Annotated in this window: 11 protein-coding genes; 4 read left to right on the forward strand and 7 right to left on the reverse strand. The window is 39.8% G+C overall.

Going from position 1 to position 11697, the window contains the following annotated elements; translation table 11 throughout:
• Position 1: 1 nt before the first annotated feature.
• A complete protein-coding gene (locus B9N65_RS02455) occupies positions 2-205 on the reverse strand; it encodes a heavy-metal-associated domain-containing protein (RefSeq protein ID WP_004317198.1) in 204 nt (67 codons plus the stop codon).
• Positions 202-756 (reverse strand): GNAT family N-acetyltransferase, encoded by a 555-nt coding sequence (locus B9N65_RS02460; RefSeq protein WP_087582662.1) that lies wholly within the window; start codon positions 754-756, stop codon positions 202-204. The genes B9N65_RS02455 and B9N65_RS02460 overlap by 4 nt, the downstream gene beginning before the upstream one ends.
• A 151-nt stretch (positions 757-907) precedes the next feature.
• Here B9N65_RS02460 and B9N65_RS02465 point away from each other — a divergent pair, with 151 nt between their 5' ends.
• From B9N65_RS02465 to B9N65_RS02480, 4 genes are all read left to right on the forward strand, one after another.
• The gene (locus B9N65_RS02465; RefSeq protein WP_087582663.1) at positions 908-1615 is read left to right on the forward strand and encodes a YebC/PmpR family DNA-binding transcriptional regulator; all 708 of its coding nucleotides are present in this window, start codon (positions 908-910) and stop codon (positions 1613-1615) included.
• A gap of 11 nt (positions 1616-1626) precedes the next feature.
• Entirely contained in the window at positions 1627-2121 is a 495-nt protein-coding gene (locus B9N65_RS02470) for a peptidylprolyl isomerase (protein ID WP_021085768.1), read from the forward strand.
• A gap of 11 nt (positions 2122-2132) precedes the next feature.
• Positions 2133-3488, forward strand: a complete 1356-nt coding sequence (locus B9N65_RS02475) for a cation:dicarboxylate symporter family transporter (RefSeq protein ID WP_021084182.1) — start codon at positions 2133-2135, stop codon at positions 3486-3488.
• Between the two features lie 165 nt (positions 3489-3653).
• Positions 3654-4346: an aspartate/glutamate racemase family protein gene (locus tag B9N65_RS02480; RefSeq protein WP_087582664.1), complete on the forward strand. Its 693-nt coding sequence runs from the start codon at positions 3654-3656 to the stop codon at positions 4344-4346.
• A gap of 502 nt (positions 4347-4848) precedes the next feature.
• Here the strand turns inward: B9N65_RS02480 and pckA are convergent.
• The 5 genes from pckA to B9N65_RS02505 form a co-directional block, all read right to left on the reverse strand.
• Positions 4849-6423: a phosphoenolpyruvate carboxykinase (ATP) gene (gene pckA / locus B9N65_RS02485; RefSeq protein WP_180385117.1), complete on the reverse strand. Its 1575-nt coding sequence runs from the start codon at positions 6421-6423 to the stop codon at positions 4849-4851.
• A 106-nt stretch (positions 6424-6529) separates the two neighbouring features.
• Complete coding sequence (locus B9N65_RS02490) at positions 6530-8332, reverse strand: biotin/lipoyl-containing protein (protein ID WP_087582666.1); 1803 nt, start codon at positions 8330-8332, stop codon at positions 6530-6532.
• Between the two features lie 122 nt (positions 8333-8454).
• Positions 8455-9843 carry a TRAP transporter large permease gene (locus B9N65_RS02495; RefSeq protein WP_087582667.1) on the reverse strand — a complete coding sequence of 463 codons (1389 nt, stop codon included), beginning with the start codon at positions 9841-9843 and terminating at the stop codon, positions 8455-8457.
• Positions 9831-10352: a TRAP transporter small permease subunit gene (locus tag B9N65_RS02500; RefSeq protein ID WP_004317237.1), complete on the reverse strand. Its 522-nt coding sequence runs from the start codon at positions 10350-10352 to the stop codon at positions 9831-9833. The genes B9N65_RS02495 and B9N65_RS02500 overlap by 13 nt, the downstream gene beginning before the upstream one ends.
• Positions 10345-11697: a sodium-dependent transporter gene (locus B9N65_RS02505; RefSeq protein ID WP_087582668.1), complete on the reverse strand. Its 1353-nt coding sequence runs from the start codon at positions 11695-11697 to the stop codon at positions 10345-10347. Before B9N65_RS02505 ends, B9N65_RS02500 begins: the two co-directional genes overlap by 8 nt.

The following is an 11697-nucleotide window of genomic DNA, read 5'->3' on the forward strand; positions in this document are numbered from 1 at the left end:
ATCAAAGCTCCTTTATAACGTCAAATCCCAGATCAGCCATTTCTGATTTAAATTTCTCTACATCGCCATCTTTTATATCAAGGCTTACTTGCCTTGGCTCTTTGCTAAGATCGACTTTTATCTCACCAAAGTCATCTTCAAGTGCGTTTTTTATAGTATTTGCACAGTTTTGGCAATGCACGTTATTTACCTCAAATGTTTTCATATTATCTCCTTTATCATGTGGTTGTATTCGTGTAAATTTATGATCTTTTTGGTGTTAAATTTAAAGCCAAGGCTCTCGTAAAATTTACGAACTTTTGGCTTATTTACATCAACTATCAGCGAGACCTTTTTATGTCCTAGCTCTTTTGCTTTGGCAAATGAGTGCAAGATAAGCTCTTTTGCAAGCCCTTGGCCTCTAAATTTCTCATCCACAGCGATGCTATCTATATAAAACTCATCGTCAAAGCACTCTTTTTCTACCTTAGCATCTTTGCCAAGCGCCTTTAGATGCTGAGAAATTTCTCTATCAAACTGCCACGCGTCGCCACCAAAATAAGCGCACATCGCAGCGATGATCACGTCGTCACGCCTATAGACATAAACATTTTTATAGCTAAGTCTGTTTGTCTCGCTTTGAAAAAATTTCTCTAAAATTTCGTCGCTTTTTGCAGGATCGTCGTAGCCACTTAGCTTGTAGGCGATATCCTCCATCGCTAAATTTAGTAGTTTTATGCAGATTTTTGCATCTTGTTTTTGAGCATTTTTTATCATGAGTGTGATTATATGCCTTTAACTTAAATTTTTACCAAATATTATTTTCAAATTTACAAAATAAGCGCTTTAGCAGGCAAACTAAAAATGTTTTAAAAAAGTATAAAATTTTTTTAGTTATAATCCGTAAAAAATTTATTTAAGGATATTTATGGGACGAGCATTTGAGTACCGAAGAGCAGCAAAAGAAGCTAGATGGGATAAGATGAGCAAGGTATTTCCAAAACTTGCAAAGGCTATAACAGTAGCGGCAAAAGATGGCGGATGTGATCCAGATATGAACCCAAAACTTCGTGCAGCTATCGCAGCAGCAAAAGCTGAAAATATGCCAAAAGATAACATCGATGCGGCTATAAAAAGAGCAAATGGCAAAGATAGCGCTGATATCAAGACTATCTTTTATGACGGTAAAGCAGCTCACGGCGTGCAAATCATCGTTGAGTGCGCTACTGATAACCCAACAAGAACAGTTGCAAATGTAAAAGCGATATTTAGCAAAAATGGCGGAGAAATTTTGCCAAGTGGTAGCCTTAGCTTTATGTTTACAAGAAAGAGCGTTTTTGAGCTTGAAAAACCAGGTGCTGACATCGAAGAGATCGAGCTTGAGCTGATTGATTATGGTCTAAGTGACATCGAAGAAGACGAAAACGCACTATTTGTTTATGGTGATTACGCAAATTTTGGCACACTTCATGAAGGCATAGAGAAGCTAAATTTAGTAGTTAAAAAAGCTTCACTTCAGTACTTACCAAATCAAACCGTGAGCCTAAATGAAGAGCAAATGCTTGAGGTTGAGAGGCTTCTTGACAAGCTAGAAGACGACGATGACGTCCAAGCAGTTTATACAAATATCGAGTAAAAAGGAGCAACATGCGTTTTGATGAGTTAAAAGTTTATGATATAAATTTAGACGAGCTAAAAAAAGATAAATTTGCAGTTTTAAAGACAGAAAAAGGCGATATCAAACTTGAGCTTTTTGCCGAGGATGCACCACAAGCTGTTGCAAATTTTGTCCATTTGATAAAAACAGGCTTTTATAATGGCCTAAATTTTCACAGAGTTATACCAAATTTCGTCATCCAAGGCGGCTGCCCAAATGGCACAGGCACAGGCGGTCCTGGCTGGAGGATAAAATGCGAATGCGACAACCAAAAGGTAAAACACGAGCGTGGTAGCCTTAGCATGGCTCACGCAGGCCGTGACACTGGCGGATCGCAGTTTTTCATCTGCCACAGCAAGCAACCTCATCTTGACGGCGTGCATACAGTCTTTGGAAAGTGCGTTGATGACGAGAGTTTAAAGGTACTTGATGCTATCAGACAAGGCGATAAGATCCTCTCAGCAGAGATCAAAGAGAGCCTATAAAAGGGGAATTTATGGAGAGTGCAAAAACGCAAAAAAGTCTCTTTGTGAGACTATTTACCAATCTCGCCATTTGGGTTGTGATAGGTATAGTTGGCGGTGTTATAGTCGGCATGGTCGCACCTGAGCTTGGCATAGCGAGTAAGCCAGGCATTGATTATTTTATAAAAGCCCTTAAAATTTTAATCGGCCCTATCATCTTTTTAACGATCGTCTCAGGCATCGTCGGACTCGAGAGCTTAAAAGATCTTGGCACCATCGGACTTAAGGCATTTATCTACTTTGAGATAGTTAGCACGCTTGCTCTTGCTGTTGGTATCATCTTTGGCGAGACGCTTCGTCCAGGACATGGCATGAACCTTGACTACACTCAGCTTGACGCCTCAAGCGTGGCTAAATTTACATCTCAAGCTGGCAACATGGACGCAAATAGCGGCTTTTTAGCGCACACACTTCATCTTTTAAGAGGCGCTGTGCCAGTAGATGACATCTTCCCTTACGTGCATATACTTGATCCATTTATAAAGTCAAACACACTTCAAGTGCTTTTCATGGCAATAGTCGTTGCTATCGTGCTTTCACTACTTGCACATGATAAAAAGCAAGCTTGTCTAAAACCGCTTGAATTTATCCAGCACTATGTCTTAAAGCTACTTACTTGGCTTATGCTATTTAGCCCAGTGGCTGCCTTTTCGGCGATGGCTTATTTGATCGGTAAATTTGGCATCGGAACGCTTCTTGGTATGATGGAGCTTCTTGTCGTTATGGCGCTTGCAAGCTGCTTTTTCATCTTTGTCGTGCTTGGCGTCATTTGCTACTTTGCCAAGGTCAATGTCTTTAAATTTATGCGCTTTATCTCAAAAGAGGTCTTGGTCGTTTTTGCGACAAGCTCGAGCGAGACAGCCCTTGCACCACTTATGCAAAAGCTAGAAGCAGCTGGTATAAATAGAGGTGCGGTTGGCCTTATCATCCCAACTGGCTACTCATTTAACCTTGACTGCACCAACATCTATCTAAGCTTAAGCGTCATCTTCTTAGCGCAAGCCTTTAATATCCCGCTAAGCTTTGAGCACCTAATAAGCATTTTAATCGTGCTAATGATCACAAGTAAAGGCGCAGTTGGCGTTACAGGATCTGGCTTTGTCGTCCTTGCTGGCACACTAAGCGCACTCCCAAGCACTGGCATACCAGTTGTCACCGTGGCTGTGCTACTTGGCGTTGATAAATTTATGTCAGAGATGCGTGCTGTTGGTAACCTTTGCGGTAATGCCGTTGGCTGCATGATCGTATCTATCTGGGATAAAAAGGTCGATATGGAGAAATTTAGATACGCACTAGATCATCCAGACGAATTTCACTTCCACTCATAATAGAATTTTTTAAGGGGCAAATCGCCCCTTTTTATCTTAAAATTTACTTCAAAACTTAAAGTGATTACTCCCTATTTTTACAATACCCAATGAAAATTTAGAAATTTTATTTTTAAATATAGAAACTAATATTATAATTATTGAAAATTTTAATTTGGAGGAGCTATGAAGACATTAGGCATCATAGGCGGCATGGGACCACTTGCCACAGCTGATTTATACAAAAAGATCATCGATATAACCCCAGCAACTTGCGATCAAGAGCACCTACACATCGTTATCGACTCATACGCGCAGATAGAAGATAGGACAAAATTTATCATGGGCGAGGGAGAAAGTCCGCTTCCAAAGCTGATTCAAAGTGCTAAACTTTTAAAAAATGCAGGATGCGATGCGATGCTAATGGCTTGTAACACAGCTCACTACTTTGCTCCAAGTATCGAGGAAGAGGCTGGAGTGAAAATTTTGCACATTGCAAAAGTTACCATAGATGCCTTGCAAAAAAAATATCCACACGCTAAAAATATCGCTGTCATCGCAACAAGTGGCACAAAAAAGGCAGGTGTTTATGATCAAATTTTAAAAGAGCGTGGGCTAAAGAGCGTGGATTTTAGCAAAGAGACGCAAGATGTCATCATGGAGTGCATCTACAAAGGCGTCAAAGCTGGCAAGCTAGAAGAGTATGTGCCGGTATTTTATGAAGTGCTTTCAAACATTGAAGCTGACGTTTATATCGCAGGCTGCACCGAGATACCGATGTTTTTACCATTTATCAGCAGCGAGTATAAATTTATAGATGCGACATTTGAGCTAGCAAAAGCTGGCGTAGAATTTGGCTTAGAAAAGAGAGTGTTTTGATTAAATTTAGCCAGATATCTGGCTAAATTTTTGTTTTAACTACAAAAACCCTACAACTTATACTGAACACAACAGCGACTTTTATAGTAGAAATTTGAGATCAAATTTAGCTGGAGTGTTCTGGCTAAATTTTAAATTTTTAACTCCAAAGACCACACTACTTACAATAAATTTAACAATAATTTTTTATATTAGAAATTTTGAAATTTAAAGAGATTACAAAATATTTTAAATTTAACTGGGGCATTCGGGCTGAAATTTGATTTTTAACTAAAAGGATCGCTTATATTAAGATTTCTGATATTAGACAATTAAATTTTTCGAGCATTTTACCAAGGAAATTTTATAGTGAAATTTAGAAAGTATCTTTAAATTCTGATTGAGGTATTTTGTAAAAATTTTCAAATTTCATATTAGAAATTTAAAAGTGAGCTATGTTTTTACTATTTGATAGTTTAAATTTAAAAAGCCTTGTAGGCAAAATACCCACAAGGCTATAAATTTATGCTGTTGGACCAGCTTTGGCGTACTCAACGCCCTCTTTTACATCTTCGTAGCGTTTGAAATTTTCAACAAACATTTTAGCGAGCTTGTCGCGTGAAATATTGTACTCAGCTGGGTGTGTCCATGTATTTATTGGATTTAGCAGTTTTGTCTCGACACCATCAAGCTCTTTTGGGATAGCGAAGTTAAATTTATCAAAATTTTCAAATTCGCATTTTGTGATGCTGCCATCAAGGATCGCATTTATGCAAGCACGAGTTGCTTTTATGCTCATACGCTTGCCAACACCGTAAGCACCGCCGCTCCAGCCTGTATTTACAAGATAGACATTAACGCCGTGCTTATCGATCTTCTCACCAAGCAATTTTGCATATACAGTTGGGTGAAGTGGCATAAATGGCTCGCCAAAGCAAGCGCTAAAAGTAGCGACTGGCTCGGTGATACCGCGCTCTGTGCCAGCAACTTTTGCTGTGTAGCCGCTTAAGAAATAATACATCGCCTGCTCTTTTGTCAGCTTTGCAACTGGAGGAAGCACGCCAAAAGCGTCAGCGCTTAAAAAGATGATATTTTTTGGATGGCCAGCACTTGAGCTTGGCTCGTAGTTGTCGATGTGATAGATCGGATAGCTCACGCGTGTGTTTTCAGTCTTTGAGCCATCTTTGTAATCAACCACTCCGTTTTCATCAGCCACGACGTTTTCAAGTAGCGCGTCACGCCTGATCGCTGCATAAATTTCTGGCTCGCTGCTTGGATCAAGGTTGATACATTTTGCGTAGCAGCCACCCTCAAAGTTAAATACCCCATCATCGTCCCAGCCGTGCTCGTCATCGCCTATTAATTTGCGTTTTGGGTCGGTTGAAAGTGTCGTTTTACCAGTGCCAGATAGTCCAAAAAATAACGCCGTATCACCCTTCTCGCCTACGTTTGCAGAGCAGTGCATACTTAGCTTGCCCTCAAGTGGCAACCAGTAGTTCATCATAGAAAAAATGCCCTTTTTCATCTCGCCACCATACCATGTGCCACCGATCACCGCGACATTTTCCTCGACGTTAAAGATGACAAAGACTTCTGAGTGCAGACCATCAGCCTTGTAATCCTCATTTTTTGTCTTGCAAGCGTTATATACTACAAAATCAGGCTCAAATTTAGCCAGTTCTGCTTCACTTGGACGGATAAACATATTTTTTACAAAGTGCGCTTGCCACGCTACTTCGGTGACAAAACGGACTGATTTTTGGCTCTTTTTACTAGCTCCACAAAATGCGTCTTGGATAAAAATTTCTTTACCACTTAGCTGATCTTTTGCTTTTTTAAGAAGCTTATCAAAAAGCTCTTTTGTGATAGGCTGATTTATCTTGCCCCAAGCGATGTATTTTTGGCTTGGATCTTGCTTGACGAAATACTTATCTTTTGGGCTTCTGCCAGTAAAAATTCCAGTATCAACCATAAATGTGCCGTTACTAGAGACTCTGCCCTCGTTGTTCGCCTTTTCAAGCTCAAAAAGCTCGTCGTAGCTTAGATTATGATTTATCTTTTTGATCTCTTTTAGACCTAGCTCGTCTAGCTTATTTATCATGTTGTTTCCTTTTAAATTTTCGTTTCTTTATAAATTCTGACCTAAAAGTCATCAAAATGTTAATCAAATTTCGCTTAACACTATCTTTTTAAAATGGGCAAATTTATTTAAATTTAGCCACCACTTGATTGTTTGCGACACTTTGACCTTTGCTAACCTCGATAGAGCCTATGATGCCATCTTTTGGAGCTTTGACCTCTATCTCCATCTTCATCGCTTCAAGCACGACTATGGCCTGACCTTTTTTGACATGATCTCCTGCGCTTACTAAAATTTTATGCACAGCGCCTGGCAAGCTTGCAACGATGTCATTTTCTGTTGCACCTGCTGCTGCACTTTTAGCATTTTTTACGCTCTTGCCTTCAACTTCGGTGATCGATTTTACTTGGATGCTGTCGTTAAAGCCTTCGCTTACTTCGACATTGTAGCGACTACCATTTACGACGACGCTATATCTGCCGCTTTGAGTTTGTCTGCCCTCGTTTGCTTTAGCATTTGGATCGATTTTTCTTACATTTACTTTGGCTTCGCCTTTTAAGAACACGATGCCCTTTTCTTTACAAGCTGCTGCTATAAAGACGTTTTCTTCGGTAACTTTGATCTTGTTTTGTTTTAAAATTTCTTTTACATGCGCAAGCGACTTGCTCTCATCTTTATCAGCTATATCAACTGCGTGTTTTGTGGTTGGCTTTAGCCCTAGCTGCTCGCTAGCAAGCTTAATGATCTCTTTATCAGGTGTAACTGGGGTCTTGCCAAAGTAGCCAAGCACCATTTTGCCGTATCCCTCAGCGATCTTTTTCCACTTGCCAAACATCACGTTGTTAAATGCTTGTTGGAAGTAAAACTGGCTAACAGGGGTTACTGAAGTGCCGTATCCGCCCTTTTGCACCACTTCGCGCATAGCAAGGATGACCTCTGGGAATTTATCTAAGATGTTGTTATCTCTCATCATCTGGGTATTTGCAGTGAGCGCGCCACCAGGCATCGGTGAAAATGGTATGAGTGGGCTTACTTGCACAGCTTCAGGCGGTAAGAAATACTCTTTTAAACAATCATTCAAAACACTTTCATATTTTAAAATTTTCTCCACGTCAAGGCCGCCAAGATCGTAGTTTTTGCCTTTTACTGCATGAAGCATGGTTAGGATATCTGGCTGACTTGTACCGCCACTTACTGGGCTTGCGGCTAGATCTATGCCATCAACGCCAGCTTCAAGCGCTGCAAGGTAGCAAGCGACACTCACACCTGCTGTTTCATGTGTGTGAAGTCTGATGTGAGTTTTTTCTGGCAACAATTTTCTAGCCATTTTTATGGTTTCATAGACCTTTTGTGGGCTACTTGTGCCGCTTGCGTCTTTAAAGCAAACGCTGTGATAAGGGATATTTGCATCTAAAATTTCTCTTAAAATTTTCTCATAAAATTTAACATCATGAGCTCCCACACAGCCACTTGGCAAGTCCATCATAGTAACAACAACTTCGTGTTTTAGCCCGTGATGAGCGATCCTCTCGCCTGAATATTTTAAATTTTCAACATCATTTAATGCGTCAAAATTTCTAATAGTAGTAGTTCCATGTTTTTTGAAAAGTTTTGCGTGAAGGTCGATTAGCTCGCGGCTACCGGTGTCAAGTGTGACGGTATTTACGCCCCTGCTTAGGGTTTGAAGGTTTGCTTTTGGTCCTACGATGCTTCTAAATTTATCCATCATCGCAAAAGCGTCTTCATTTAGGTAAAAATAAAGGCTTTGAAATCTCGCTCCGCCGCCAAATTCAAAATGCTCTATGCCAGCCTCTTTGGCTGCTTCAAGCGCGGGCAAAAAGTCGTTCATAAGCACTCTAGCACCATAAACTGACTGAAAGCCATCTCTAAAGGTCGTATCCATAACATCGATAAATTTCTTTGCCATATTTCACCTCATTAAATTTATAAATTTACTAAAAAGCGGTCATAAAAAATGGCTAAATTTGACAGAAACTCAAATTAGCCATTTCGCTTGCTTTTGGTATTTTACAACCAAAAACTTTTATATCATTTAAAAAGTGAGAGTAAGAAGTTAAATAATCCACCGTGGCTCGCATCAAGTATCGGCTTTATCTCCATCAAAAAGACGCAGAAAAAGACCAAAACTGCTACTTGGATGATGATGTAAGGCACCACGCCTTTATAAATAGCAGCTGTTTTTATCTCAGCAGGTGCGACTGATCTTAAGAAAAATAGACTAAAACCAAATGGCGGCGTCAAGAATGAAGTTTGTAAATTCATGGCAACCAAGATCGCTAGATAGACTGGATTTATGCCTAGTTTTGCAGCGATTGGCACCAAGATAGGAAGCACGATATATGAAATTTCAACAAAATCGATAAAAAAACCAAGCACAAAGATAACAGCCATACTAAAGATGATAAAGCCCCACTTCTCGCCTGGCAAATTTGTCATGAAATTTTCAACTATCTCATCGCCTCCAGTGTAGCTAAAGACCATAGAAAAGGCAGTCGCACCAACAAGTATGGCAAAGACTAGAGCTGTAGTTTTTACGCTCTCAGCCAAAGCCTCTTTTATCATAGAAAATGAAAATGTCCTATAAAACATAGCGAGAATGATAGCACCCACGCAGCCAAATGCCGAACTTTCAGTCGGAGTAGCGATACCTGCAAAGATAGAACCAAGCACACAAATAACTAGCAAAAGCGGCGGGAAGATCGCAATTAGCGCTCTAACAATCTGCTTAAATTTACTAACGCCACTCTCATCTTTTACGATAGGAGCGACCTCTGGTTTAAGATAAGCAACTATCAAAATATAAACTATATAAACTCCAACTAGCGTAAGTCCTGGCACAATAGCTTGGTGAAAAAGCTCGCCAACTGGCACTGAAAAGATATCGCCCAAGATGATAAGCACGATAGAAGGCGGGATGATCTGACCAAGTGTGCCAGCAGCGCATATCGTGCCACAACCAAGGGATTGGTCGTATTTATACTTTAGCATTACAGGCAAGCTTATAACACCCATAGCAACGACGCTAGCGCCCACGACGCCAGTTGATGCTGCAAGAAGCGCGCCAACCAAGATAGTGCTAATAGCGATACCGCCTCTGATTTCTCCAAAGAGCATACCCATACTCTCAAGTAGTCTCTCAGCTAGCTTTGACTTTTGAAGCACGACGCCCATAAAGACAAAGAGTGGAACTGCTATAAAAATTCTACTCTCCATGATAGAGAAAATCCTATAAGGCATGAAGTTAAACATATCTTTAAACACTTCTATACTGCCAAGCAGTCCATCGCCATCGCTAAGGCTCTCTACAACGCTTCCAACCATGCCAAATATCATCGCAACCGCACCAAAGGTAAATGCCACTGGAAAGCCAATGCCAAGCATCAATAGTGCGGCTATAAACATTATTAATCCCGCCATATTTTCTCCTTACTAGCTTTCTTATAGCGATTTAAATTTCTTATAAAAAAGCCGATCGCAAAAAATACAAGTATGTAAAATGAAACAGGGATCATCGCTTTTATGATCCATCTGTGAGTAAGACCGCCTGGATCCGCGCTGGCTTCTGCTGAGCTATAAGCATCACCTACAAATCCAAATGATAAATTTGAAACCAAAAGTGCAAATGGTATGACAAAAAAGACAGTGCCAAGCATATTTACAAGGGCTTTTTGTCTTTCTGAAAATTTAGCATAAAAGATATCAACCCTAACATGCGCGTCCTCTTTTAGAGCATAGCTCATGCCAAGTAGAAATATCACAGCAAAAAAGTGCCACTCAAGCTCCTGAAAAGCAACGTTGCCGTAAGAGAAAAAGTATCTTGCCACAACGTTAAAAAATACGTCTATTATCATCAAAGCCATGATAAACATACAAATATAGCCGACTATATCGCCAGCTTTGTCAAAAAATCTCTCAATCTTATCCATTAAAAACCTTTAATAGTTCATTTATCATGATAATGAGCACACAAACTGGTGCTACATATCTTAGTAAAAAATACCATGCATTAAATACAAAATCGCTCATATATGGGCTAAATAGCACATATAAAGCATTTTTTTTCATAAAATATCCTACAAATATCGCCCCGCCGATGCCGCTGATTGGTAGCAAGATATTTGAAGCGGTAAAATCAAGAAAATCAAAGAAATTTTTACCAAAGAGCATAAATTTATCGCCAACATTTTCTATATTTGATAAAAGGCATAAAAATCCCACTATGAAAATCCCAGCTCCAACTATGCTAAGAGCCTTTCTTCTACTCATGCCATACTCTCTGATCAAGAAAAATGCAAATGGCTCAACGATAGAGATCGCTGATGTGATACCAGCAAAGATAAGTGCAGCAAAAAATGCCACAGCCAAAATTTGACCTATCACGCCAAGCTTAGCAAAAAGCGTTGGCAGTGAGATAAAGACAAGTCCTGGTCCTTGAGACGGAGTAGCGCCAAATTCAAATATAAAGGTAAAAATAACAAGACCTATCATAATAGCAAGCGCGATGTTTATAAAGACGATGCTTAGCGTTGAAGTGGCTAAATTTGTATCGTCACTTAAGCTGGCTGAATAGGTAATGATCGCTGCCATGCCAAGAGATAGCGTCCAAAATGCAAGTCCAAGAGCTAGCAGGAGTGAGTTAAATGAAATTTTACTAAAGTCAGGGATGAGCAAAAACTCGGCTGATTTAGAAAAGCCATCCATCGTCATAGAAAATATAAGCATAATTAAAACCATGATAAATAGGCTTGGCATCATCCAAACATTTAACTTTTCTATGCCGCTTTTTACGCCTTTTGAAAGGATGTAAAAGCAAGCTGCAAATGCTATAACAAAATATAGCGTCTGCTCTCCAAGACCATGCGTTAAAAGATCGTTAAATATCACTTTTGAGCTATCTATATCACTTGGCAAGCCAGAAAAAGATAGGACAAAATACTTAAAGACCCAGCCGATTATCACGATGTAGTATGATGAGATGATAGCTGCTGTGACCATGGCTAAAATTCCAACCAGCTGCCATAAATTTTTATTTTTAGCGGCTAGCTTTCTAAAAGCATTTACACTGTCGCTCTCGCTAAGCTTACCGATACTAAGCTCTGCCATAAAGATAGGCACGCCGACTAGAAAAGTTATCAAAAGATATAGGATAATAAACGCCGAACCGCCGTTTTCACCAACCATGTATGGAAATTTCCATGCATTGCCAAGTCCGACAGCCGATCCTGCGACTGCTAGGACATAGCCTATTTTAGAAAATTGTTCTTTTGCCAT

It is taken from the genome of Campylobacter concisus (assembly GCF_002165815.1).
Classification (GTDB): domain Bacteria; phylum Campylobacterota; class Campylobacteria; order Campylobacterales; family Campylobacteraceae; genus Campylobacter_A; species Campylobacter_A concisus_BH.

Bases quoted from the DNA above. Each gene is read 5' to 3' on its own strand.
- B9N65_RS02455 (WP_004317198.1), bottom strand. From the start codon at position 205: ATGAAAACATTTGAGGTAAATAACGTGCATTGCCAAAACTGTGCAAAT.
- B9N65_RS02460 (WP_087582662.1), bottom strand. From the start codon at position 756: ATGATAAAAAATGCTCAAAAACAAGATGCAAAAATCTGCATAAAACTA.
- B9N65_RS02465 (WP_087582663.1), top strand. From the start codon at position 908: ATGGGACGAGCATTTGAGTACCGAAGAGCAGCAAAAGAAGCTAGATGG.
- B9N65_RS02470 (WP_021085768.1), top strand. From the start codon at position 1,627: ATGCGTTTTGATGAGTTAAAAGTTTATGATATAAATTTAGACGAGCTA.
- B9N65_RS02475 (WP_021084182.1), top strand. From the start codon at position 2,133: ATGGAGAGTGCAAAAACGCAAAAAAGTCTCTTTGTGAGACTATTTACC.
- B9N65_RS02480 (WP_087582664.1), top strand. From the start codon at position 3,654: ATGAAGACATTAGGCATCATAGGCGGCATGGGACCACTTGCCACAGCT.
- B9N65_RS02490 (WP_087582666.1), bottom strand. From the start codon at position 8,332: ATGGCAAAGAAATTTATCGATGTTATGGATACGACCTTTAGAGATGGC.
- B9N65_RS02495 (WP_087582667.1), bottom strand. From the start codon at position 9,843: ATGGCGGGATTAATAATGTTTATAGCCGCACTATTGATGCTTGGCATT.
- B9N65_RS02500 (WP_004317237.1), bottom strand. From the start codon at position 10,352: ATGGATAAGATTGAGAGATTTTTTGACAAAGCTGGCGATATAGTCGGC.
- B9N65_RS02505 (WP_087582668.1), bottom strand. From the start codon at position 11,697: ATGGCAAAAGAACAATTTTCTAAAATAGGCTATGTCCTAGCAGTCGCA.